The 26112-nt window shown below is 38.0% G+C and carries 27 protein-coding genes and 1 other annotated feature; all 27 genes read right to left on the reverse strand.

The window, feature by feature from the left end; translation table 11 throughout:
- Positions 1–175: 175 nt before the first annotated feature.
- On the reverse strand, positions 176–1369 hold the full coding sequence (locus I2E21_RS09965) for a cation diffusion facilitator family transporter (RefSeq protein ID WP_195411223.1): 1194 nt from the start codon (positions 1367–1369) through the stop codon (positions 176–178).
- Between the two features lie 144 nt (positions 1370–1513).
- Complete coding sequence (locus I2E21_RS09970; protein ID WP_186935799.1) at positions 1514–3586, reverse strand: elongation factor G; 2073 nt, start codon at positions 3584–3586, stop codon at positions 1514–1516.
- 246 nt (positions 3587–3832) lie between these two features.
- Positions 3833–5491 (reverse strand): dihydroxy-acid dehydratase, encoded by a 1659-nt coding sequence (gene ilvD / locus I2E21_RS09975; protein WP_186935798.1) that lies wholly within the window; start codon positions 5489–5491, stop codon positions 3833–3835.
- Positions 5492–5935: 444 nt separating this feature from the next.
- Entirely contained in the window at positions 5936–6400 is a 465-nt protein-coding gene (locus I2E21_RS09980; protein WP_022233859.1) for a GNAT family N-acetyltransferase, read from the reverse strand.
- Between the two features lie 81 nt (positions 6401–6481).
- Complete coding sequence (locus I2E21_RS09985) at positions 6482–7042, reverse strand: GNAT family protein (RefSeq protein WP_195411224.1); 561 nt, start codon at positions 7040–7042, stop codon at positions 6482–6484.
- 63 nt (positions 7043–7105) lie between these two features.
- Positions 7106–7363: a binding site (T-box leader), on the reverse strand.
- A gap of 52 nt (positions 7364–7415) precedes the next feature.
- Positions 7416–8315: an alpha/beta hydrolase gene (locus I2E21_RS09990; protein WP_195411225.1), complete on the reverse strand. Its 900-nt coding sequence runs from the start codon at positions 8313–8315 to the stop codon at positions 7416–7418.
- Between the two features lie 127 nt (positions 8316–8442).
- A complete protein-coding gene (locus I2E21_RS09995; protein ID WP_195411226.1) occupies positions 8443–9351 on the reverse strand; it encodes an AAA family ATPase in 909 nt (302 codons plus the stop codon).
- A gap of 154 nt (positions 9352–9505) precedes the next feature.
- Complete coding sequence (locus I2E21_RS10000) at positions 9506–10015, reverse strand: hypothetical protein (RefSeq protein WP_195411227.1); 510 nt, start codon at positions 10013–10015, stop codon at positions 9506–9508.
- 47 nt (positions 10016–10062) lie between these two features.
- On the reverse strand, positions 10063–10365 hold the full coding sequence (locus tag I2E21_RS10005) for a GNAT family N-acetyltransferase (RefSeq protein ID WP_022233854.1): 303 nt from the start codon (positions 10363–10365) through the stop codon (positions 10063–10065).
- A 275-nt stretch (positions 10366–10640) separates the two neighbouring features.
- Positions 10641–11117 carry an MGMT family protein gene (locus tag I2E21_RS10010; RefSeq protein ID WP_015512791.1) on the reverse strand — a complete coding sequence of 159 codons (477 nt, stop codon included), beginning with the start codon at positions 11115–11117 and terminating at the stop codon, positions 10641–10643.
- A gap of 118 nt (positions 11118–11235) precedes the next feature.
- Positions 11236–11859 carry a DUF3267 domain-containing protein gene (locus I2E21_RS10015; protein WP_022233853.1) on the reverse strand — a complete coding sequence of 208 codons (624 nt, stop codon included), beginning with the start codon at positions 11857–11859 and terminating at the stop codon, positions 11236–11238.
- A gap of 50 nt (positions 11860–11909) precedes the next feature.
- Complete coding sequence (locus I2E21_RS10020) at positions 11910–12095, reverse strand: DUF6440 family protein (RefSeq protein ID WP_195411228.1); 186 nt, start codon at positions 12093–12095, stop codon at positions 11910–11912.
- Between the two features lie 196 nt (positions 12096–12291).
- Positions 12292–12480: a hypothetical protein gene (locus I2E21_RS10025; RefSeq protein ID WP_195411229.1), complete on the reverse strand. Its 189-nt coding sequence runs from the start codon at positions 12478–12480 to the stop codon at positions 12292–12294.
- A gap of 171 nt (positions 12481–12651) precedes the next feature.
- Complete coding sequence (locus tag I2E21_RS10030; protein ID WP_195411230.1) at positions 12652–12987, reverse strand: DUF3784 domain-containing protein; 336 nt, start codon at positions 12985–12987, stop codon at positions 12652–12654.
- Positions 12988–13168: 181 nt separating this feature from the next.
- Complete coding sequence (locus tag I2E21_RS10035) at positions 13169–13705, reverse strand: hypothetical protein (RefSeq protein WP_195411231.1); 537 nt, start codon at positions 13703–13705, stop codon at positions 13169–13171.
- A gap of 112 nt (positions 13706–13817) precedes the next feature.
- On the reverse strand, positions 13818–15746 hold the full coding sequence (lysS, locus tag I2E21_RS10040; RefSeq protein WP_195411232.1) for a lysine--tRNA ligase: 1929 nt from the start codon (positions 15744–15746) through the stop codon (positions 13818–13820).
- A gap of 25 nt (positions 15747–15771) precedes the next feature.
- A complete protein-coding gene (gene greA / locus I2E21_RS10045; protein ID WP_186935739.1) occupies positions 15772–16254 on the reverse strand; it encodes a transcription elongation factor GreA in 483 nt (160 codons plus the stop codon).
- Between the two features lie 146 nt (positions 16255–16400).
- Positions 16401–17240, reverse strand: a complete 840-nt coding sequence (locus tag I2E21_RS10050; protein ID WP_195411233.1) for a hypothetical protein — start codon at positions 17238–17240, stop codon at positions 16401–16403.
- Positions 17241–17302: 62 nt separating this feature from the next.
- Complete coding sequence (locus tag I2E21_RS10055) at positions 17303–18631, reverse strand: M23 family metallopeptidase (protein ID WP_195411234.1); 1329 nt, start codon at positions 18629–18631, stop codon at positions 17303–17305.
- A 19-nt stretch (positions 18632–18650) separates the two neighbouring features.
- Positions 18651–19550 carry a permease-like cell division protein FtsX gene (gene ftsX / locus I2E21_RS10060; RefSeq protein WP_022234377.1) on the reverse strand — a complete coding sequence of 300 codons (900 nt, stop codon included), beginning with the start codon at positions 19548–19550 and terminating at the stop codon, positions 18651–18653.
- 17 nt (positions 19551–19567) lie between these two features.
- Positions 19568–20350 carry a cell division ATP-binding protein FtsE gene (ftsE, locus tag I2E21_RS10065; protein ID WP_022234378.1) on the reverse strand — a complete coding sequence of 261 codons (783 nt, stop codon included), beginning with the start codon at positions 20348–20350 and terminating at the stop codon, positions 19568–19570.
- A gap of 156 nt (positions 20351–20506) precedes the next feature.
- The gene (locus tag I2E21_RS10070; RefSeq protein WP_022234379.1) at positions 20507–21592 is read right to left on the reverse strand and encodes a helix-turn-helix domain-containing protein; all 1086 of its coding nucleotides are present in this window, start codon (positions 21590–21592) and stop codon (positions 20507–20509) included.
- Between the two features lie 906 nt (positions 21593–22498).
- Positions 22499–23617 carry a sn-glycerol-3-phosphate ABC transporter ATP-binding protein UgpC gene (ugpC, locus tag I2E21_RS10075; RefSeq protein WP_022234380.1) on the reverse strand — a complete coding sequence of 373 codons (1119 nt, stop codon included), beginning with the start codon at positions 23615–23617 and terminating at the stop codon, positions 22499–22501.
- A gap of 186 nt (positions 23618–23803) precedes the next feature.
- Positions 23804–24529: a pseudouridine synthase gene (locus I2E21_RS10080; RefSeq protein WP_195411235.1), complete on the reverse strand. Its 726-nt coding sequence runs from the start codon at positions 24527–24529 to the stop codon at positions 23804–23806.
- A gap of 17 nt (positions 24530–24546) precedes the next feature.
- A complete protein-coding gene (locus tag I2E21_RS10085) occupies positions 24547–24993 on the reverse strand; it encodes a DUF4830 domain-containing protein (protein ID WP_186935733.1) in 447 nt (148 codons plus the stop codon).
- A gap of 54 nt (positions 24994–25047) precedes the next feature.
- Positions 25048–25704, reverse strand: coding sequence for an HAD hydrolase-like protein (locus I2E21_RS10090; RefSeq protein WP_207735337.1), 657 nt, complete (start codon positions 25702–25704; stop codon positions 25048–25050).
- Complete coding sequence (locus I2E21_RS10095; protein WP_022234384.1) at positions 25697–26083, reverse strand: thioesterase superfamily; 387 nt, start codon at positions 26081–26083, stop codon at positions 25697–25699. Before I2E21_RS10095 ends, I2E21_RS10090 begins: the two co-directional genes overlap by 8 nt.
- Positions 26084–26112 lie beyond the last annotated feature (29 nt).

Below are 26112 nucleotides of genomic sequence, written 5' to 3' on the forward strand. Positions count from 1 at the left end.
AAGCGACCAAGATCTCTCTTAGTCGCTTTGCATAATTATTTCTTTATAACTTTGTCTAACTTTTTGGGGTCAGTTCATTATCAAACAGCTTGATTGCTTTTATCAGTAAGTTTTGCGATTTAACGCACGGTTTTAGCCAAACTTTTATAATCGCTTAATAAAGTGTTTTGCTAAATCATAATTTAATATTTCCGCCACATTCAAGGCAAATTTTATCAATATGTATTATCGGGATAAGTTTTTCATCAATCTGCGATATTTTTTCTTTCACGGCATTTAACGCATCTGTTTCTTTTAATTTACATTCAGGCGGAACCACAAGGTCAAAAAGTACACGCTGATGTTCTTCTCCCTTTACAATTCTGAAATCGTGCAGGCTGAGTGCGCTGTCAATACTGTCAAGCGACTCGTTTATCTTTTCTTTTAATTCAATAGTATATTCATCGGAAACCGCAATCGGGTCCATATGAATAGTAACCACGCAATTATACTTTTCCTGTATTTTTCTTTCAAGTCTGTCGATTACATCGTGTGCCTTTAAAATATCGACATCGTAAGGAACTTCCGCATGGAAAGAAATTATACATCTTCCCGGACCGTAATCGTGAATGAGCAAATCGTGAATACCCGTTATAAGTTCGGTAGAAAGCACAATTTCTCTGATTTCGTCTATAAATTCCGGGTCGGGAGTATTTCCGAGCAAAGGTGAAAGACTTTCCTTAAAAGTGCTTATACCCGTATAAAGAATAAATCCGGCTACGGCACAACCGAGCCAACCGTCGATATTCACACCTGTTACGGCAGATATGCCCAAACCTATTAAAACTACCGAAGTAGCAATACAGTCGGTGAGAGAATCCATTGCCGTTGCCTTAAGAGCAGACGAAGAAATCTTTTTTGACATTGCCCTGTTGAAGAAAAACATCCACAGCTTTACACAGATTGAGCCGATAAGAATACATACCGACAACAAAGTAATTGCTGTGCTTTCTTCGGGATTAATAATTTTTTCAATTGACGATTTCAAAAGTTCCACACCCACAAGGATAATTGCACACGATATTCCCAAACCCGCCACATATTCATATCTGCCGTGACCGTAGGGATGTTCTTCATCGGCAGGTCTGTTGGCAAGTTTAAATCCCAAGAATGTTACAACCGAACTGCCTGCATCAGACAAGTTATTGAATGCGTCTGCAGTTACGGAAATTGATGCGGTGAGTATCCCCGACAAAAGCTTTGCACTGAACAAAATGAGGTTCAGTATTATTCCGACTACACCCGAAAAATTACCGCAAGACGAACGCACCTGCGGATTTTTTATGTCATCATAATTTTTTATAAACTTTGAAAGCACTAAATCCAACAACTAAAAACACCACTTAACAAATAAACTACACCATATAATGGCATTAACAATAATTTAGCACAGCACATCAAAGTTAGTCAAGAGAAACAAATCCCATTGCAAAGAAATGCAACGGGATTTGATAAAATTATAAAGTTATTTTGCTTATTCAGCGTCAGCCTTAGCTTTTTCAATTATCTTTTGAGCAACATTTGCCGGAGCGTCTTCATATCTTGCAAAAGCAAATTCATAACTTCCTCTGCCCTGCGTAACCTGACGAAGATAGGTTGCGAAATTATCCATCTCTGCCATAGGAACTTCGCCCTCAACAATCTGCATACCGCTGTCCTCGGCAGGAGTCATACCGAGCACTCTGCCTCTGCGCTTGTTTACTTCACCCATTACATCACCCATATTTGAGTCGGGCAATGTAACCTTAAGAGAGCCGATTGGCTCAAGAAGTGTAGGAGATGCGTTTGGAATACCGTTTTTATATGCCATACTTGCGGCAGTTTTAAACGACATTTCCGAAGAGTCAACAGGATGATACGAACCGTCATAAAGTGTAGCTCTGATACCTACCATCGGATAACCTGCAAGCACACCTTTTTTAATGGAATCACGCAAACCCTTTTCTACTGCCGGGAAGAAGTTTTTAGGAACTGCGCCGCCGACAACTCTTTCCGCAAATTCAAGACCTTCGCTCTCGCAAGGCTCAAACTCAATCCAAACATCGCCGAACTGACCGTGACCGCCTGACTGCTTTTTATATCTGCCCTGTGCCGAAACTTTTTTCCTGATAGTTTCACGATATGCGATTTTCTGCTTTTTAAGAACCGCCTCTACATTGAATTTTGACTTTAACTTTGAAATTACAACATCAAGATGCTGCTCGCCCAAGCCTGAAATAAGCATTTCGTGTGTTTCGTGATTTGTTACATATTTAATAGTAGGGTCTTCCTCGCTTAGCTTTGCAAGTCCCTGTGCTACCTTGTCTTCATCGCCCTTTGTGACAGGATAAATAGCCATTGTATATGATGATACAGGATAATCAATACCCTCAAGCACTACTTTTCTGAGCGGTGAGCAAAGTGTGTCGCCTGTTTTTACAGACGCAAGTTTTGGAATAGCACCGATGTCGCCTGCGCCTATATAATCGGTTTCAACCTGTTTTTTACCTCTTACGGTAAGAACCTTTCCTATTCTCTCCTGTGTGCCTGTTCTCATATTTACAAGCGGAGTATCGGCACTGACTTTTCCCGATACAACCTTAACATAAGAAAGTTTACCTACAAACGGGTCAACAACTGTTTTAAATACAACTGCGGCAGCCGCTGCATTTTCATTAACGCTGATTTCAACAGGTTCGCCGTCAACATCAACAGCAATTTCGTCACCTTTATCGGCAGCTGTAGGTGCAAGCCATACAAGGCTGTTCAAAAGCTGATCAAAAGCAAATGTATTGTGTGCGTCACCGCAGAATACAGGGCAAATTGTACCGTCTTTAACACCCTTACTTACGCCGAGTATAATTTCTTCCGGAGTAAATTCTTCACCCATAATAAACTTGTCGAGCAGCTCCTCGCTTGTTTCCGCAACAGCCTCTTTAATAGCCTCACGCAAGCCCTCAAGTCTGTCGCCCATATCAGGAAGCGGAGTCTGCACTACAGAACCGTCTGTATCATATTTATAAGCCTTATAATCAAAAAGATTTACATATGTATTTGCCTGACCGTCAACAATGTACGGAACAACAACAGGACAAACAGTAGGGCCGAATGTAGCCTTTAAACTCTCAAATACACGGTAGAATCTGGCGCTTTCGTCACAAAGACCGTTTACGAAGAAAATCTTTGTAAGGCCTGCCTTGGTGGCAGCTTTAACAGCCTTTTCGGTACCGACATTTACACCGTCTTTGCCAGATACAACGATAAGCGCTGAATCGGCGGCACGCATACCCTCTGCTACACCGCCCTCAAAGTCGAACAAACCGGGAGTATCTATAATATTTATCTTGGTATTTTTCCATTCAATGGGAGCAACCGAGGTTAAAATTGAAGTTTGGCGCTTGATTTCCTCACTGTCATAATCAAGAACGGTATTACCGTCTGCAATATTACCAAGTCTTTCAGATGCCTTTGCAAGATATATCATACTCTCGGCAACAGATGTTTTACCGCATCCACCGTGACCTGCAAGGGCAATGTTTAATATTTTTTTAGCATTGTACTGTTTCAAAAGAAACACTCCTTTCGGGATATATATTCAAATCTTAAGCGTTTTCGACAATTAGTAATCAACTTACTTGTCAATTATAGCATATTTGTATAAATCTTACAATAGAAATTTGACGATAAGCTAAAAAATTAACTCCTTGCCTAATAAGACAAGGAGTTAATTGTGCAAATTGCTTATTTTATAAAATTTAAATGTTTAAAACATAAAAATCTGAAAGGTTTTTTGTGCAATTACACCAATTCAATATTACTCAAGAACTGCACCCTGTGCACCCGATGTTACAAGTTTTGCATAACGGGCAAGGTAGCCTGTTGTAATCTTTGGCTGACGAGGTTTCCATTCGGCTTTACGCTTAGCAAACTCTTCGTCAGAAATAAGTAAATTGATAGTATTTGCGTTGATGTCGATTTCAATTGTATCGCCCTCTTCAACAAGTGCGATAGGACCGCCGACTGCTGCCTCAGGTGAAATATGACCGATTGCAGCGCCTCTTGTAGCGCCTGAAAAACGGCCGTCTGTAATAAGAGCTACACAATGGCCGAGGCCGCTGCCCATAATAGCAGATGTAGGATTAAGCATTTCTCTCATGCCCGGACCACCCTTAGGACCTTCGTAACGGATAACAACAACATCACCAGGCTTAATATTGCCTGCGTGAATTGCCTCAATAGCGTCCTCCTCGCAGTCAAATACTCTTGCGCTGCCCTTGTGCTGTAACATTTCAGGAGCAACTGCACTTCTCTTAACTACGCAGCCGTCGGGAGCAAGATTACCCTTAAGAACAGCGATACCACCTGATGTGCTGTACGGATTTGTTACAGGACGGATAATGTCTGTGTCTTTAATCTCGCAACCCTCAATGTTCTCTGCAACAGTCTTGCCTGTAGCTGTGATAAGGTCTGTGTTAAGGAGATTGAGTTTTGTAAGTTCGTTCATAACAGCGTAAACACCGCCTGCCTCGTTGAGGTCTTCCATATATGTATGACCTGCAGGAGCAAGGTGACAAAGGTTAGGTGTCTTTGCGCTGATTTCATTTGCAATATCAAGGTTAAGTTTAACGCCTGCCTCTTTAGCGATAGCAGGAAGGTGAAGCATTGTATTTGTTGAACAACCGAGAGCCATATCAACTGTAAGAGCATTCATAAATGCCTTTTCTGTCATAATGTCGAGCGGACGGATATTCTTTTCGAGAAGTTCCATAACCTTCATACCTGCGTGTTTAGCAAGTTTGATTCTCTCTGAATAAACGGCAGGAATTGTACCGTTACCCTGCAAGCCCATACCGATAGCCTCTGTAAGGCAGTTCATACTGTTTGCTGTGTACATACCCGAACAAGAACCGCATGACGGGCAAGCCTTGTTCTCAAACTCGCAAAGTTCCTCTGCAGAAATTTTGTTTGCCGTGTAAGCGCCTACAGCCTCAAACATACTTGAAAGGCTTGTCTTTTTACCCTTTACATGACCTGCGAGCATTGGACCGCCGCTTACAAAAACGGTAGGAACATTAATTCTTGCGGCAGCCATTAAAAGACCCGGAACATTCTTATCACAGTTAGGAACCATAACAAGAGCGTCAAATGCATGAGCCTTTGCCATAGCCTCTGTTGAGTCGGCAATAAGTTCACGGGTAACAAGCGAATACTTCATACCCTCGTGACCCATAGCAATACCGTCACAAACAGCAATTGCAGGGAAAACAATAGGAACACCGCCTGCAAGAGCAACACCCTGCTTTACAGCGTCAACAATCTTGTCTATATTCATATGTCCCGGAACAATATCGTTCTTAGAGCTGACAATACCGATAAGAGGTTTTTTCATTTCTTCTTCAGTAAGACCGAGAGCGTTCAGAAGTGAGCGCTGCGGTGCGGCATTAACGCCAACCTTAATTACATCACTTTTCATTTTATTATCCTCACTTTATAATTGTTAATAAATCAATGCAAAGCCGCACCGATTTACCTCTATAAGTTTTATTCTAAACAACAGGTGTGAAAACTGTTTAGTAATATAATCTTAGCACAATAAGTGCATAAAATCAAGTTAGTAAGTAACATTTCCTGTATTTTATAAATGAACAGAGTAAGATAATTTAAAATCATAGATTAAAGTATTTTCCCTTTATTATGCATTTGCTTAATTTAAAATGCCTACCGATTCCGCTTTTCTTTTGCGTGAAAAGAAAAGCTCCAAAAGAAAGCACGCTTAAGGGAACAGGGCTTTCGATGCCCTTTTCCCTTAAGTATCCCATTTCCCCAAACGACCAAGGTCAGTGACCTTGGAACCTTAAGCTATTGTTTTCTTTCTAAAATTCACCTTTACCAACAGTTTTGTTCAATAACTTTATAACTAATCAAGCACCTGCTCCATACCGTATTTCTGAATTTTCAATCCGCATTTATCGTAAAACTTCTTGGCGGATTCGTTACATTCCCATACATTAAGGGTAAGATTATGACAGCCGTTTTTCTTGGCAACATCAAGTACATACTCATAAAGCCGTGTACCGATTTTTAGACCTCTTGAGTTTTCGGAAACACATAAATCATCAATATAAAGACTTGTGTAATTGCTTGATTTTGTGCAATGCCTTTGATAAACACAAAAGGCATATCCCAAAATTACTCCGTCATTGTCTGCAACATAAACAGGCTTTTCGTCATCCGCTAAAATTTCTTTTAATTCGTTTGTTGTATATTTTTTTGAACCCGGAATAAATAAATCAGGTCTTTTGTCCGAATGAACCTTATGCACCTGATAAAGCAATTCTTCAATCTGCAAAATATCCTTTTCCTCTGCTCTTCTTATATTCACAACTATCACTCCGAAAATTAATATTTTTTGCAATAATCAACAAATTTATTATACTACTTCTTTCATAGGTGTGCAATAAATTTACCTTTTATTAAAATAATCATCTTTTGTCATTTCCATTTCGGAAGCACTCCATATTTCACCGCAAAAGCAGTTTTCTTCCTTGTTTTCATTTTCAATTTCTTTAAATCCGACGGATTTATAACAATGATAAGCCGCAAGGTTATTATCAAAAACTCCGAGAGTAATTTTATTGACTTTCAATATTTCAAACGAATACTTCAGCGCAAGATTGAGCATTTCCTTTCCGTATCCCAATCCTCTTTTAGAATCGTCCGTAATTACAAATCCAAAGCGTAATATTGTTCGTTCTTTATCTGTAAATCTTAAAATGAGATGACCTGCGACAGTGTTGTTATCAATTAATGTCATAGGGTAAAAATTATCCTCATCAATGCAGTCGCCGTTATTATCACAGTATTTTCTGTTCATATCTTCGGCGGTAATCGGATATGTCTGCCACCTGTCAGAACACCACTTTCTGAAAGCAACTTCGTCTTTGCTCCACTTCACAATAAATTTTGCGTCACATTTTTTGTACGGTCTTAGCCTTAGTTTTTTTAAATCAATTTTTGTCTGCATAGTTGCATCCTCCGCTAAAATAAATTTAACATTCAGGCAAAATAAAAAGCCCCAAGCCAAAAAGCTTAGGGCGAATAAAATCCGTGGTACCACCTAAATTCAGAAATACAGTTTCTGCACTTAAACAATGCGGGATAATCAAATTATCCGATATTGCCTCCCTTATAACGGTGGGAACTGCCGTTGAAGCCTACTGAAAATAACTTTGTTCGGTTCAAAGCTCAAAGGCTACCTTCCTTACTTCCGCCACGGGAATTTTCACCGACCATTCCCTCTCTGCAGAGTCAAAAAGTAAGTACTCCTCCTTATCAATGCTTTTGTCTAAATATTATCAGTATATTAACATTGCAAAAATAATATGTCAATACATTTTTCAATTTTCGTAAAAATTCAGAATATCCTTGTAAATATCCGATTTATTTTTCTCGTTAAGAATTTCGTGACGATTGTTTTTATACAGTTTTTGGCTGATGTTTGCATAGCCGAGTTCTTTTAAGAAAACTATAAGTGCGTTAAATTTCTTTTTTGATTGAATAACAGGGTCATTTTCACCTGCTATTACAAAAATCGGTAATCTTTTATTATAAACTTCCCAATCATCCGAATCAAATGCGCTTAATTGCAGTTTAAACAGATTTATAAAACCGTTTGTGGTAAACACAAAACCGCAAAGCTCGTCCTCGTTATACGCTCTGACATTGTCTTTATTTTCCGTTATCCAAGAATTAGGTTCGGCATTCTTTTCGTTGTATCCGATAAAAGTTCCGTTGTTCAGCAATTTATTGGGCGCCTGCTCTTTGTAAAAAGGTTTTAAAATTTTTGAAAGAAAAAGCCCGAAACTTGCATTGCCGTTATGGGTAGGCGGGCCGCAAAGAACAATTTTGTCAATTTCCTTTTCATACTTTTTCATATAATTTCGTGCAACAAGTGTGCCCATACTGTGGCTGAAAATATATAACGGCAGATTCGGATAATTTTTCTTTATATATTTGGTTACAGCGTGCATATCATCTATAACGGCACTGATGTCCTCTGTATAGAAATTGCCGAATTCTCCCTCGTTTATCACACTTGCACCGTGACCTCTGTGGTCGTGAATAACGCATACATAGCCGTTATCATTAAGGTAATTCATAAATTCAAAATATCGTTCTTTATGCTCGCACATTCCGTGTGAAAACTGAACTATAGCCTTTGGCTGTGTTTTCGTTTCTGAAACAGCAACTTCGAGCATTAAATTGTCAAACGGAGATTTTATTTTTTCAATTCTCATTTACAAATCCCTTTCCGCATAGATAAATTTTACATAGTATAAACCTCTTGACCGCAAAAATCAAGAGGTTTATGGGAAAATTTTTATTATTTAGAACACGAATATACAAAAGATTATATTTGTTTATTTATATATCATTTTCAAAAAGATTGCTGTGTTTTTTGAAAAATTCATAGTAAATCTTTGTATTTTCAAGTTCCCACCAATCTTTTACTTCAACCGGGTTTGAGTCGAGGTCATAAATTTTTGCATTGTCCATAGCAAGCAAAAACGGCGAGTGTGTGGCAATTATCAATTGACAGCCGCAATATCGGGTCAGTTCTTCAAGCATTTTTACAAGTTTTAACTGCATTTTTGCCGACATACTGTTTTCCGGCTCATCAAGGCAATACAACTTGTCGTTTTTCAGCTTTGTTTTAAAGTATTTCAGAGCAGTTTCTCCGTTGCTGAAAAGTTCGGTTTCCTTGCCCGCAGTTTTTTCAATAAACTTTCTGCGTGACACCGATTTCCTGCGTGACATAACCTGCATTTTAAACTGCTCGTAATCGTCCATTCCGCTGAACCTTATACTTTTGCCATACTTTAAAGCACCGTACTCATCACGGGCAATGTCCTTTTTCTCGGAAATTTCGTCATTATTTGTACGAATAGTGAGCATATAATCAAAAATATCATCGCTTGTTATAATACGACTGCCGTCAGGTATTTTGTGCTTGAACCCCTCATCATCGTAGCCGAGAGAATACTCACAATTTTTTACATATTCATCAAATAATTCGCTTGAATTAAACGGAGCGATGCGGTTTAGCTCAAGTTTTTGAGCAATAAGATTTAAAAGTGTGCTTTTTCCCGAACCGTTGCCGCCGTAAAAAATCGTTACATTTTTAAATGAAATCTCATAAAGTTCACGATTTCCGAACATTCTGCACGGGTATGTGTTATCTATATAACCGTAAATGCCGCCGTTGCGTTCACATTGTTTTTGAATCATCGGTTCTTCAAAATCAATCGGTAATGTAAAAGTATCTAAATACATCAAAGATCACCTGCCGTTCGTAATTTATATGTTTTAATAATAACATATAAGGTATACAAAAAACAGTACTGTGCAAAAATTTTCTTTCAAATACAAACAGCTTCTTGAGAAATACATAATACATATCTCAAAAAGCTGTTTTTTAGTAAAGTTATTAAGTTAATTCATTTCCGTCGGAATCAAGAAAAACATACTGTGACGGAATTGACGGATAATAAAACACATAAGGAACTTCTTTTACTTTTTCTTCATAAATACCGTTTTCCCCTGTAATTTTAACCGACGCACAATCGGAATTATTTACTACAAATGAATATCCGCCGTTCCAATTAAGGATTGCGATATTATCCGTTTCGCCATTCATAGGTTTATAAGTTCTGACAAACGAATATTTATCGTCGCCTTTTACTTCTACTTCCATCGGGAGATAATAATGTGCCTGATATTCATTGCCTGAAATAAACCAAGCCAAAGCCTTATTATCGGCAACACTCATTCCAGCATATTGTATATCCGTTGTTTCAAAATCCGAAACAGGCATTTCCTTTCGGGCTTTTTCTGTAAGTTCATCTGTTCCGTTATATATCTTTGTACAGCCCGTAAGACTTACGCAAAACAAAACCGTTAAAATCAAAACCGGTTTCCGATATTTTTTGTTTTTCATACAATATGTACTCATTTCCATATCCCCATTCATATAATTTGAATTTATTAAACTATTTTCATATATAAAAGAGGATACGGATTTCCCTCTTCATCATAATCGGTTCTTTTATATGTTACAAATTCCATATGTTTATAAAATCCTACCGACTGCGGATTTTGTTCATTGGCGGTAACTTCTTTTATACCGAATTTTTCAATACCGTATTTCAAAAGTTGCTTGCCAATACCTTTTCCTCTTTCCGCCGAACAAATAAACAACATTTCAAGCCTATTGTTTTCAGTCCCCATAAATGCGATAATTTTATTAAATTCATTTTCGGCAATAATTAAATGCTCAACCTTACTCAAAGCCTGCGAAACATATTTTTTAATTTGCTTTTACCTCTGTATCAGATAAAAAATGATGCATAGCTCGAACAGAGTTTTCCAAAACATTTAACAGATTTTCCGATAACTGCGGTGTTCTTTCAGCCGCTTCATATCAATACCCTTATTTAATTTATTGTTTTTTTATATTATAACATTTGATATGTTAAAGTCAATTCAAATAAAAAGCCCTTTGAGAAAAGGCTTTCTCCTCTCTCAAAGGGCAAGTTGGCAAACTGGGATTTTCACATTATCTATTACAATGTAAATAATGCTTTTTCGTAGTCCTTAACATAATACTTAATATTGGTTTTACCTTTTTGGATTACGATATGTCCCTCTTTTTCAAGCATCTCCTTTTGTGCCTCAACGCCTCCTGGATACTTTGCATTTAATTCCCCTTTTGCTTTTAATGTTCTCCAATAAGGGGTTTTATCTTCTGCACGCTGATAACTCGCCCATGCAACTATCGAAACAAAAATTCCAGCTGTAATTGGCTCTGTAAAATCAGCACCATTTTGTTTAGCAAAGAATTCCCTTATTGTACCTACTGTAAGTAATTTTCCACAAGGCACAAGTCGCATTACTTTGTCGTAGTCAATAGGTGGGGCAAAATACATTTTATCTCCACCATATTTTTCGATGCTCTTTTCATCTGTTATGATTTGAACTTTTGGCATATCCTTGCTATCCATAAGCATAGCATTAAAATCTTTTTTATCTTCATTTGCCATAATGTATCACCTCCAAACCAATCATATCTTAATAAACGAAACCATACAATGAGACAGTTTTAAAAATCCTTACGAAACTTCAAATTTTCATGTGTTCGACAAACTGGAATCTGTCGTATTAGAGATACCAAACCAATCCATTTTCTGTTGCCTGGATCATTGCCCCCTTCGGTACCTTTCGCAATATGATTAAAACATCCATATAATCGGGTGCTGGAGAAATTAGTCCCATAAACGAAGGAACTACACATATTGTCATCAACCACTTCATTGAAATCGGGCAGACCACGAAAACAGCAAGAAAGATTATCCCCGGAATCAAAGGTGCCAATGACATCATTATATATCGTCCTCTGCTAAGTGCTGCTGAGGATGCAGCATATGCTCTCAACTGTTTTAGAGATACTCCTATATAAACTTTTGCCCCCTTTGGATAACTTATAGCATGAAGAAATTCATGTAACGGCATCGCAACAAAAAAGCCAATAATAAATGACAGCGGCATAAACCATAAATTAAATATAAATTCGTCTGATTGCGCCTTTTTTGTAAAAATTGCAACAAAGCATACAATACAAGGGATAATCATGTATGGAATTGATGCTTTAATTATGTCATCTGGTCTGTCAATTAGAACTGCATTTTCAGGAATGATTTTTTCTTCAATCTCTCTGTCCCACGGCTGCTTACCGTCCCAAACGTTTTCCCAGTTTTTATTGCCATCCCATATTATCTGCGCCATTTTAATATCCTCCACAAATTCCGATTTTCTTAATTCTACAAACTTTAATTTTACTTAGTAACTATGACTTTTCCTTCAGAATCCAGAAGAGGTGTAATACCAGCCCCGTATCCAGATTTCCAACAAAGGTAATTAACTCCCGTCTCCTTATCTACAAGAATTTGACGGGCCCCTTCATCTTTAAGCTGGCTTCCGTCTCTAAATATAATTTCAAATCTTTCTTCTTTCTTTGCCATGTTTCTTTCTCCTTTTTTCAAGCGTTAAATTTCGATTTATATTTCTATTCATTTAAAAAAATGGGCAATCCCGATTGGAATTGCCCACTCGTTATACTATGTATCTTAACATAATATTTTATATTTCACAATCCCTTTGAGAAAGGGATTTCTCCTCTCTCAAAGTACAACCTGACAAACTGGAATTTGCACTTCCTCACTCGTCTTCTTTTTTATTGTTTTTACTAATATTCGAGCTTAACAATAAAATTCCAGAGCATAAAAATAATACCCAAATTATAATATTTTCTTGATTTATCGCATTATAAATCAAGCATATTATGCTTAATATAATCTGTACAATTGAACAAATCACTCCTATTTTTTGTGTCTTTTTATCCATCATTGTCTCCTCCATAAATCTCGATTTGTATTTCTGTTTGTTTTAAAAATGGGCAATCCCGATTGGAATTGCCCACTCGTTATACTATGTATCTTAACATAATATTTTATATTTCACAAGCCCTTTGAGAAAAGGCTTTCTCCTCTCTCAAAGGGCAAGTTGGCAAACTTGAATTTACTTTAATAAATATTTTTCAAACGCTTTATGATTATCAAAGTGGACTTCTCTAAAAAACAGAATTAACCAAATAATATAGGTTGGTATAGCTATATATGGGGTTAAAAAGCAGGATAATAATGCTCCTGCCAACATTATAATAGCCCACATAAAGCACTGATTTCTTATATCACGAGAGATATGAGCTTTATCATACAATGCCTGTTCTTCTTTAGAAAATGAATTAAATCCTGAAACAAATTTTGCTGCTTTTTCCTTAAAAATCGCAAATAACACACCTATAATCAGAAATGGTATTACCAAAATTATACACGACCAAAATCCTATATTCATAATACATACCTCCGCTTCAAACTCCGATTTGTATTTCTGTTTGTTTTAAAAATGGGCAATCCCGATTGGAATTGCCCACTCGTTATACTATGTATCTTAACATAATATTTTATATTTCACAAGCACTTTGAGAAAAGGATTTATCCTCTCTCAAAGAGCTTGGTAAACTTGAAGTTGATGTTTACTTGTTAGTGAATCTGCCCAACTCTGCAAACAAAGCAGCAGCAAATATACATTCAACCAAGATAAGCGTGAGTGCAATAAAAAGTGCAGAAAAAATACACCCTATAACAAGTGATAAAACAGGGATGATAATTGCGAATATCCGATAGCTTATCGACTTATATAACCACGAATATGGCAATAAATGTGCACCAAATACCATTGCATAGACCATTACCATTTTATCGGGTACAGCATTAAATACCCACATTACAATCAATAAATACAAAAACTGATTACAGGTAAATAGAAATCCTACATTACCGAGCGGATTGCTTTTATCAAAGATATCAACCTTTAATATTTTACCAATCGTCCAAGAAATCGGTAATAACGGGCATGAGCAACAAAGCACAAGCAAATTCTCTGTATTTTGTGGCAAGTCCAACAATATTACAATTAGTATCAATAACCATATAATTATAGAGGCACATATAAACGGCAATCCTTTTTTCTGCTTAATTGCTATATTACTTCTTAATTCATCCAAACACATCTTCATTCCTCCACAAATCCCGATTTATCTTTTTCTTTCTGAAAATTATGCGATTTTCAGCATTTGAAGTACATCTCTTTTATTTGGTTAAACGGTACATCTTTACATCATCTTAATAGAGCTTTGCACCTGCCGGAATATGGTTATCTACCATTAAGAGGTGGAGCTTTTCTTCGCCATCTTCTGTATGAACAGCGGAAAGGAGCATACCGCAAGAGTCAATACCCATCATTGCTCTCGGTGGAAGATTTGTGATTGCCACAAGTGTCTTGCCGACTAACTCTTCCGGCTCATAATAAGCGTGAATACCGCTTAAAATTGTGCGGTCTGTGCCTGTTCCGTCGTCAAGAGTAAACTGTAAGAGTTTCTTTGATTTCTTAACAGCCTCGCAAGCCTTTACCTTTACCGCACGGAAATCACACTTGCTGAATGAGTCAAAATCTACAAAGTCTTTGAACATAGGCTCGATTTCAACCTTAGAGAAATCGATAACCTCTTCTTTTACTTCTTCCTTAACCTCGGGTGCTTTTTCAGCAGACTTTTTATTGTCGCTGTCTAAAGATTTCATTGTCGGGAACAACAATACATCTCTGATTGCAGGTGAATCTGTGAGGAGCATAACTAGTCTGTCAATGCCGTATCCGATACCGCCTGTCGGTGGCATACCGATAGAAAGCGCATTGAGGAAGTCCTCGTCTGTGTGGTTTGCCTCTTCGTCACCGTTTGCAAAAGCCTCTTCCTGCTTAGCAAATCTTTCTCTCTGGTCGATAGGGTCGTTAAGCTCGGAGTAAGCGTTACACATTTCCCAAGTATTGATAAAGAGCTCAAATCTCTCTACCTTTTCAGGGTCATCAGGCTTTTTCTTTGTAAGAGGAGAAATAGCAAGCGGATGATCCATAACAAATGTAGGCTGGATAAGATTCTTTTCGCAGAACTCTTCAAAGAAAAGGTTTACGATATCGCCCTTTGTATGGCGCTCTTCAAATTCAATGTTCTTCTCTCTTGCAAGAGCCTTAGCCTCTTCGTCTGTCTTTACTTCGTCAAAGTCAATTCCCGCATATTTTTTAATGCAGTCAACCATTGTAATTCTCTCAAAAGGCTTACCAAAATCAATTTCAATGCCGTTATATGTTATTACAGAACTGCCGCATACCTTTTCTGCGAGATATTTAAACATACTCTCTGTAAGGTCCATCATACCGTAGTAATCGGTGTATGCCTGATAAAGTTCCATAAGTGTAAATTCAGGGTTGTGTCTTGTGTCTACACCCTCATTACGAAATACTCGTCCGATTTCGTAAACTTTCTCAAGACCGCCGACAATAAGTCTTTTAAGGTAAAGTTCAAGAGAAATACGAAGTTTTACATCTTCGTCAAGTGCATTGTAATGAGTTTCAAACGGTCTTGCTGCCGCACCGCCTGCATTTGCAACAAGCATAGGGGTTTCAACTTCCATAAATCCTCTTTCATCAAGGAAGTTACGGATTTCTTTGATTATTTTTGAACGCTTTACAAATGTATCCTTAACCTCTTCGTTCATAATGAGGTCAACATAACGCTGTCTGTAACGGGTATCTGTATTTGTAAGGCCGTGGTATTTTTCGGGGAGAATCTGGAGGCTCTTTGAAAGAAGTGTTACAGAAGTTGCGTGAATTGAAATCTCGCCAGTCTTTGTCTTAAATACTTCGCCGCTGATGCCAACGATGTCGCCTATATCGTATTTTTTAAAATCTTTGTAGCTGTCTTCGCCGATATTATCTCTTGCCACATAAACCTGAATTGTGCCCTTTAAGTCCTGAATATGGCAGAAAGAAGCCTTACCCATAACACGCTTTGACATAATTCTGCCTGCCAAAGAAACCGACTTGCCCTCAAGCTCTTCAAAGCTTTCTTTAACATCTGAACTGTGGTGTGTAACATCGTACTTTGTTATTTCAAACGGATTCTTGCCTGCCTCCTGTAAAGCCGCAAGCTTTTCACGGCGAATCTTTAAAAGCTCACCGAGATTTTCAGTATTCTGTGACTGATTCTTCTCACTCATTATTTATATTTCCTTTCAACACTGCTTACTTTGAAATCTCTAAAATCTTAAGTCCCTGAACGCCGGCAGGAGTTTCAACCTCAACTACATCGCCTACGCTTCTCTCCATAAGAGCTTTACCGATTGGTGATTCATCAGAAATAACGCCCTCTCTCGGGTTAATTCCGTTTGAACCTGAACCTAAGATTTTGAAAGATACCTGTCTGCCGTTTGAAACATACTCAACCTTTACAACAGAAGTAAGGTGAACATGCTCGTTTGAAGTGTTGCTCTCATCAATGATAACGGCATTTTTAAGAGTAACCTCAACAGTAGCAATACGAGCCTCAAGCATAGCCTGCTCGTTTTTGGCGTCATCATATTCACTGTTCTCCGAAAGGTCACCGTATGAACGGGCAACCTTGATTTTTTCCGCAATTTCTTTTCGCTTTTCGGTTTTTAAGAATTCGAGTTCTTCCTCGTATTTTTTAACGTCTTCTGCTGTAAGCATAATTTGTTTTGCTGCCATTATACATCGTCCTTTCAATCAGAAAAATGAAATCTGTAGAATTCTTACATACTTTTTAATTATAAAATTTTTTAATGCCAATGTCAAGCAAAATCCAAAATATTGGCAGCAAAACACATATACGGAAAAAGTGAGGCAAGCCTCCTCTATTCATCGGTTTTGTTTATTTTTTCAAACTGCGCATATAAGGATTTTACAGTTTGACTTGTTGAAAAATTACTGCACATTGTCGGCACTATCGAGCCTAAACTGTACTGTCTTCCGAGTGAATACAATGCAGAACAAAAATACTCCGTTTCAATCTCCTGCGGCTTTATTCTGTCAAAGCCGTTAGGCATTTTAAAGTAATACTTATAGTAAATCTCGCCTAAAACCTCCGCTTTCGGTCTGCCGTTTGTCAATATCAATGTTTTGTCATTTGACGAAAAAGTATTTTCTATTGTGCGTGGAGCAATTATGAGTTGACAGAGTTCAAGCTCCTCCGTTCGTTTTGTAACAGTTGCGCAAGCTCCCATATTCTCCATTATCAGTTCGTTTTCATCGTAATATACATCGGGAGAATTTGTAACAACGGTAACATCAGAGGAATATTTCATCACATACTTTAAAAATTCACTGTCCCTGCCGTCGGGATCATATATGCCGATTTTTAATTTTTCCGCAAAATCACACATAGAAAGCAGGCATATTGCAAGATTGGTACAAAGTCTTGCCGTGAAATCCGAATTTTCAAATCTGCGAAAACCACACTCATCGTGGAAATCTATTTTAGGCGAACAGATTATTCTGTTTTTACTGTCGCCGATTATTTTTTCGAGTTTTTCAAATCTCGGTTTTCTTCCGTATGAAATGTATGTAATTTGTTTAAGGTACACACCTCTTGCTCTTTTCACCTGTACTACCGCTCTGTCACGCTTAAGTCTGTCAACTAAACCTTTCATTCCTTTTCTTCGTTCGTGCTTTTTAACAGTCAGTGCCGTAAGCATAAAAAATCCCTCCGCATAACTTTTTATAAAGTATATGCAAAGGGATTAATTTTAATTATTAATTATGACTGAAATTCTGTCATAGGATTGTACTTAACACCGTTAAGTCTTGTTTCAAAGTGGAGATGCGCACCTGTGGAGTGACCGGTTGAACCTACAAAGCCGATAACCTGTCCCTGATATACATGCTGACCCGTATAAACCATAGTTGTGGAGAGATGACCGTAAACAGTCATCTTACCGCCGTCATGAGCAATCATAACATAGTTGCCGTAACCGCCGCCGCAACCGCATGAACCGTCTTTACCCCAGTTGTGATAACAACCGTTGTAAGAATCAATTACTACGCCTTCTTTTGCGGCAACAACATCCGCTCCCATAATTCCTGCGTCTGCTATATCAATTGCACCGTGGTTATAAGAGCCTCTGTCCTCGTTCCATTCGGAAGTAAGATAGTAATAGCCCGGGCACGGCCATACAAAACCTGACGGTGAAACCTCAAGGTCATCGTGAACAGTGCCGCTTGATGAGCCACCGCTGTTTGAATTATTATTTCTTTCCTGCTCGGCACGCTCTGCCTCAAGTCTTGCCTTTTCAGCGTAATAATTAGAAATAGCCTTTTCTATATCATCACTTTCAAGTGCGCCGTTCTGGATTTCGCTTGTCGCCTTATCGCTTGTCTTATAAAGTCCTGCCAAAAGTTCTTTATTCTCTTCAAGAATTTTGTTAAGCTCCTGCTGGTCGCTTTCAAGGCTTGCCTCTTCTGCCTCGAGTGAATCCATATCCTTTTCAAGTTCTGCCTTTTCTTTAGAAATATTCTCAAGGTCGCCCTTAATTGAATTGATAAGATTATTATCGTAATCAGAGAGTGCCTCTACAAGCTCCATTTTATCAAGAAAATCAGAAAAGCTCTTTGCTCCGAAAATAATTTCAAGGTCAGTTGTATTGCCTGCCATATAAATATTTCTGAGTCTGTTGCGGAGAGTATTCATCTGATTTTCAATGCTCTTATTAGCGTTATCAATAGCTGTCTGCTTGTCCTGAATTTTGCCGTTAAGCTCATTAATGCTCTGATGGCTGAGTTCGATTTTATCATCGAGAACCTGCACCTTGCTTACAAGCGCCTTAACATATTCTTCCTGATCTGCAATATTTTCTTTTGTTTTTTCAAGAATTTGCTGATATTTATCGCTCTGAGCCTGAAGTTCCTGTCTTCTGTTCTCAAGTGCGTCTATATCGTTCGGGTCAATTGTGGTTGCCTGAGTTTGCTCAGTTGATGCCTCTTGTGCAGCCTGCTCCTCAGCAAATACAGGATAAGCCGAATATGCAAAAATACACATACTGAGAATTGCACAAAGCACTGCTTTGAATCTTTTTTTAGAAATTCGCATTAAATATACTCCTTTGTTATTACCAGCCGAGAATTTCGTTTCCTTCCATCTTCAGATACTTACGCATTGAAATAAAGCTGCCGAATGCACCGATAACCACACCTGCAACAATAAATATACCGCCAACCTGCAGATAAACATCCGAGAACGGAATAGTGGAAATTTTTACAAATGAATTTACTGCCGACATTACGCCTTCATATACCACATAAAGTACGCCTGTACCGATAATGGCTGAAATAAAACCGAGAACCATACCCTCGACTACAAACGGCAGTCGAACAAAAGCATTGGTTGCGCCGACAGACTTCATAATACTTATCTCAAATCGTCTTGAATACATTGTTGTTCTGATTGTATTTGCAATGATAAACAGAGAAATAATCGTAAGTGCAACAACTATCGCAAGACTTATGTAGCTTACAAGATTGCTTATATCGGTAAGTTTTCTCGCAAGCTCACTGCGGTTGTTGATAGAATCAACACCGTCAACCTTTAAAATTGCGTCAATAGTTTGGTCGTACTTTGACAAATCGTCCATTGCAATTATATATGCATCGGGCAACGGGTTGTTGTCGCCGTTTACATTTTCAAATACAGCTTCCGGAAGTGAATCTTTAAATTCGTTGATTGCATCTTCCTTCGGGTAAAATCTTACAGAGGTAATATTATCAAGTTTCTCAAGGTTTTTGCCAATGTAAACCGCCTCAAGGTCAGATGCTCCGTCCTTGATGTAAACGGTTGTTTCATTGGTTTTTCCCACAGAGTCAACTTCCTTTTCTATGTTTACCGAAATAAGTTCAGCCGCACCTGTAAGCACAAGACAGCTTACAAGAACGCATATCGAAGCAATACTCATAATTCGGTTGCTCCATATACTTCTGAAACCTTCTCTTATTAAATAGCCAAAGCCACTCATATTATGTTCCTTTCTTTTTAGTCTGGAACGACATCATTGTCAACAAAGTTTTCTTTTGTTTCTTTGTTAAGGGCAATACCCTCAATAATTTCGTCAATATCCTCATACTGCGCATCATATGCAAGTGCAGCTTCGGGATTTTTAGTGTCGCTCTTTACTCTGCCGTGGTCAATTACAATTACACGCTTGTTAAACTGTCTTACAAGTTCGTGTTCGTGAGTAACAACAAGTACAGTTGTACCCATATCGTTAATTTCACTCAAAAGTTGAATAATATCATGTGACATTTCAGGGTCAACATTACCTGTCGGCTCATCGGCAATGATAATTTCAGGATTATTTACCAATGCTCTTGCAAGGCTGACACGCTGCTGCTCACCGCCCGAAAGCTCACTTGGCTTGTTTTTCATTTTATTTTTTAGTCCGACAAGCTCAAGAATGTACGGAACTCGTTTTTTAATTGATGATGCGCTCGCTCCGATTGCTCTCATTGCAAAAGCTACATTGTCAAAGACATTCATCTTATCTATCAGTCTGAAGTCCTGAAATACAATACCCATATGACGACGAAGATACGGAACTTTTCTGCGACGCATTTTTGTTATATTAAGATTATTCACGATTATTTCACCTGACGACGGACTTTCCTCGTGCATAATCAGTTTTAAAAACGTACTTTTACCTGCTCCGGACGCACCTACTATAAAAGCAAACTCGCCCTTGTCTATATGTATAGAAACATCATAAAGCGCATGAGTGCCATTCGGATAGGTTTTAGATACATTGTTAAAATCTATCATAAATTTCACCTTTATTACAAAATACACACTTATTCTGTATATTTTGCGTTATATAATACAATATTTTGTAATATTTTGACAAGTTAATTCTAAAAAGTCAAAATGGCCTGCACTACCGAAAAATCGGCAGTGCAGAGCCATATTAAATTCACTCAATCAATACTTTGCAGGACTTGCGTTAAGGTATTTTTTAACCATAAGAGCTACCTTAAATACGATAGCGTCCTCAAATTCACGAAGGTCAAGACCTGTAAGTTTCTTAATTTTTTCAAGTCTGTAAACAAGTGTATTTCTGTGAACAAAAAGTTTTCTTGATGTTTCAGAAACATTGAGGTTGTTTTCAAAGAAACGCTGAATAGTAAAGAGTGTTTCCTGGTCGAGGCTCTCGATTGAACCACGCTTGAAAACTTCCTTTAAGAACATTTCACAAAGAGTTGTGGGAAGCTGATAAATAAGACGGGCAATACCGAGGTTATCATAGCTTACTATTGTACGCTCTGTATCAAATACCTTTGCAACCTCAAGTGCGCTCTGTGCTTCTTTAAATGAACGGGCAAGGTCCTTAATACCTGTTACCGTTGTACCTATACCTACAACGCAGTGGGTGTAGAATTCACTTGAAAGTGTGTCTGAAATAGAGCTTGCAAGCTTTTCAAGGTCACGGCTCTCTGTATCCGCCTTAATCTCTTTTACGAGTGCAATTTCGTACTCATTAATATTGATAACAAAGTCCTTTGACTTGTCCGGGAAAAGATTCTGAATAATATCGTATGCAGAAACATCTGTTTTTGAAACGATTTTGATAAGAAGACAAACTCTTGAAACTTCGCTGTTAAAGTGAAGTTCTCTTGCCTTAAGATAGATATCGCCCGGAAGAATGTTGTCGAGAATTACATTCTTAATAAAGTTTGAACGGTCATATTTCTCGTCATAATACTGCTTAATGCTTGCAAAAGAAACAGAAAGTAGCTGTGCGTACTTCTGAGCATACTCATCTGTACCCTGTACAAATACAGCGTAATCATACTTAGCGTTGCTGCCAAATGACTTATATGTATAGCCGTTGATTACAAAAGGAGCTGTTGAACTTAAGGTTTCTGAATTTACGCTTTCGTTTACCTCACCGATTTTGCCAAGCTCTGAACAAGCTATAACAACAGAAGTTTCGTCAATAACGCCTATTGTTCTGTCAATTGCATCTTTCATCTGGTGAACAATACCCTGGAATAATCTGTTTGACATTTTATTTACCTCTTTTTCTAAGCAAATATTCATATAATTGTAAGCATATTATTCAGGCTGTATTTTGCTTTGACCTTAGCTGCAAACATATACAAAATGCATAACACCTGTAATTTTTGCAAAACAAGCCTTTTCAGCAAAAATTCTTATAATAAGAGCCTAATGAATTAATATATTTAAAATACAATATATCTCTTATATACATATTACACAAAAACGAGAAAAAAATCAACCTCTATTTTCAAATTTCTTTATTTTTTTTATAGATTTTGCATAATCGGCAAAAGGTTACAAAATTGATAACAATATTAAACAAATTTAACCTTTGCTTTTTAGTAATTTGCCATAAAAAAACCGTTTTTCATCAGAAGTCGTGAAAATTATGGTTTAGCAAATTGTTTCGGCAAGTAATTATAAAAGTTTGGTCGACCTTTTCAAAGGTCGTGGGTGTGGGCAAAGCCCACAAATACTTTCCGCTTACGCAATTTAACAATAGCCAAACAGCTCGCTGTTTGGCGGCTTGAGCGCAACGGCGTTAGCCTTTAAAAATGCGATAGCAACAAGAAAGACATTCGATATATAATGAAAAGTTAATTATTTCTTTTACAAAAGGCTGTCGCCTGTTTTTCAAACTATGTGCAAGCAAGCAAACAGCGTGGTTGTTTGCGCCTGATAAATTGTTATATCGGAAGATTTTTATGGGCGCTGCCCATACCCGCAATTTTTGAAAAAATTGAGTAAACTTTTTTGTTCTTTTGCTGATAATTTAGCGTTAGCTAATTTTCAATGCCCGACCGACACTCCGCTAAACCATAATTTATCTCAATTTTGATAAAGAACAAGAATTCTAAAAGCAAACTAAGGCGGAGCACAATGCGCTCCGCCTTAAATAAGTACATATTAAAATCAGTTAATAATTGTACGCTCTGTTTCTTTATCAAAGATGTGGATCTTATCAAGCTCAAATGCAGCCTTAATGCTGTCACCCGGCTTAGCGGTTGAAGTAGGCTCAACTCTTGCAGTTACAGGGATACCGCCGATATTTACATAAAGGTAAATCTCAGCACCCATAAGCTCTGTAACATCAACATTACAATCAACAACGCCGTTGTCGCTTGCGCACTTAGCAAGGAACTCAGGCTCATCGTGAACATGCTCAGGACGAATACCAAATACAACTTCCTTGCCTACATATGGATCAAGCACGCCGCCCTTAGTTTTCTCTGAAGGAACGATAATCTGATACTTGTCAAAGCAAAGTGCATACTCTGAACCAACCTTCTTAAGTGTAGCGTCGATAAAGTTCATCTGCGGTGAACCGATAAAGCCTGCTACGAACATATTGCATGGCTTGTCATAGAGATGCTGTGGAGTATCAACCTGCTGAATGAAGCCGTCCTTCATAACAACAATTCTTGTACCCATTGTCATAGCCTCTGTCTGGTCATGAGTTACATAGATGAATGTTGTACCGAGTCTCTGATAAAGCTTAGAAATCTCTGTTCTCATCTGAGCACGGAGCTTAGCGTCAAGGTTAGAAAGCGGCTCGTCAAGTAAGAATACCTTAGGGTCACGAACGATAGCACGACCAAGAGCAACACGCTGTCTCTGACCACCTGAAAGAGCCTTTGGCTTTCTGTCGAGATACTGCTCAATACCGAGGATACGAGCTGCCTCTTCTACTCTTCTCTTAATCTCGTCCTTAGGAGTTTTACGGAGCTTAAGACCGAAAGCCATATTATCATATACAGTCATATGCGGATAAAGAGCATAGTTCTGGAATACCATTGCAATATCTCTGTCCTTAGGTGCAACATCGTTAGCGAGCATATCGCCGATGTAAAGTTCACCCTTTGAGATATCCTCAAGACCTGCGATCATACGAAGTGTAGTTGACTTACCGCAACCTGACGGTCCAACGAGAATAATAAATTCCTTGTCTGCAATTTCAAGGTTAAAATCTGTTACGGCTGTAACGCCACCGTCATAGATTTTATAGATGTGTCTTAAAGATACATTTGCCATTTTTATAAACCTCCAATAATCCGATGAAGCAAAAAACCGAAAATCTATATCAAAGAAAATACTGTTTTGCTTTATTACAGTTAATAATATATCACTTTTGCTGTTTTTTTACTATACTGATTTTGACTAAAATTTTAGTCATTATTTTATTTAATTCAGCGACTAGTTAAAAAATACTGCCTGATTTTAGTGCATATTGCCCATAAAGATTGACATTTTGTCTAATTCTGATAACATTTTAGTCTCTCCTATATGTAAATTGCTATCCAAATACAAATCGCCGATTGATATTCGTTTAAGGTGCACAACATTTTTTCCACATACCGCAAACATTTTCTTTACCTGGTGGAATTTACCCTCGCAAATCGTTACAATTGCGGTCTTTTTATCCGGATTTTCGCCGGAAATTTCAAGTTTTGCCGGCATACAGCGTGTTCCGTCGGCAAATACAATACCGTTTTCAAAATCACTTATCATTTCTTCGGTAATTTCACCGTCAAGCTGTGCTATGTACTTTTTCTCGACATGTTTTTTCGGCGAAAGCATATTGTGCGCAAATTCCCCGTCATTTGTAATAATAAGAAGTCCCTCGGTATCCTTGTCCAATCTGCCTGCCGGGAATAAGCCGGGGCGCTGAAACTCCTCAGGCAAAAGGTCTATTACGGTTTCCGCTCTTTTATCGTTGCTTGCGGATAGAACTCCGGCAGGTTTGTTCATCATTATATAAACATATTTGCTGTACAAAAGAGGTTGTCCGCCGACGGTAATGTCATCAGCCACAGCATCTACTTTGTGTTGCGGCTGTTTGATACATTCTCCGTTTACGCATACTGCACCGTCTTTTATAAGTTTTTGTACTTCTTTGCGACTGCCGACATTTTGAGAAACCAAAATTTTATCAAGTCTGTCCATTTTACCTTCCTTTCTGCCTAAAACAAAGGCAGATAATCTTCTCCGTATACGCCGCTTGTTATGTGACCGCCGATAATTCGGTTTTTATAAACGAGTATAACAGCCTTTTTTCCGTCATCAATACTGTATGTATAGCGTTTTGCGGGCTTACCCGCATAATTGCTCAAATCAAATACGGATTTTTTCTGAATTTCGTTATACTTTTCATATACGCTGTTAAAATCCTGCGGAATAATTACCTCGTCAACCGATTCGTCAACCGCATTTATTCCCAACTGTTGAAAAAATTTTATTCTGTCATCACTGCTGTCAGCCTTTAGCGAATAGTTTTCAGAATTAAATTCCGCATAATCTTCTACATGTGTGAAATCTGCGTTTATAAGAATTATAAATACGGTAATCACTGCCAAAACAACAATTAATGCTACAATAAATCGTTTCTTTTTAAATCGTAAAACAAACATTTCAAAACCTCCATATACTTTATATGTATATGAAAGCTGTGTGCGCAAATTGCATTAAATAAGATTATAAATTTCAAGAGGAGTGTCGGCAAAAACCTTTCCGCCCTCTTTCTTCATCTGTTCAATATCGCCGTAGCCGTAGCTTGCGCCGACAAAATCAATCCCCGTCTGAACAGCGCCTTTGGTATCAAAGTAGGTATCGCCGATAATCACAGCGTTTTCCCTGTCTTTTTCAAGACTTGTACCGAGAGAATTAAGTGCATACGGAATTAAATCTTTTTTATCTTTTCGGCTGCCGTCAAGCGTAGAACCGCACACTGCGTCAAAATACTGTGAAAGTCCGAGAATTTCAATAATCTCTTTGGCAAACAATTCATATTTAGACGAACAAACCGCAATCTTCTTTCCGTCAGCTTTGATTTTTTTAAGCAGTTCTTCAATTCCGTCATAAGCTTTGTTTACAAATTTACCTTTTGTATTATAAATATCTCTGTAAACCTCTACGCCATGCAGACTTTCCTCTTGAGAAAAGTGGCAGATATTCAAAAATGTATCAATTAACGGCGGACCTATATACAATGTGTAATCGCTAAGATCGGGCACGGGTTTTCCCATTTGTTTTATTGCATTTTCGAGAGAATATTTTATACCGTCGGCACTTTTACTGATAGTGCCGTCAAGGTCAAAAAGTATGTAATCGTGCTTAACCATTAAACTTTTCATCCGCCTTTTTCTGGAATTTTTCAGCCTTTACACTCACTCTTGTGTGAGTTCCCTTTGCAATAATTCCTTTTGCGTCACTTGCGCTTACCTCAAAATTAAAGAATCTGCCGTCATTTTCTTTTAATACGGCTGTAGCGGAAATCTCTGCGCCGAGAGGAGTAGGACTTGTGTGTTCTATAGAAATTGCTGTACCTACTGTTGTAAGTTCGTCATTATTTAAAATTTCTTCGCACAGTTCAAAAGCCGCATTTTCCATAAGAGCAACCACTGCGGGAGTAGCAAGTACGGCAAGTCCGCCGCTGCCCATAGACACCGCAAGCTGCTCTTCTTCTACTTTTATTGTTTTAGTGAGAGTTTTTTCTTCCATAATAATCACCTTTCCCTGTTGTCTATCAC

It is taken from the genome of Ruminococcus sp. BSD2780120874_150323_B10 (genome assembly GCF_015553695.1).
GTDB classification, from domain to species: Bacteria; Bacillota; Clostridia; order Oscillospirales; family Acutalibacteraceae; genus Ruminococcoides; species Ruminococcoides intestinale_A.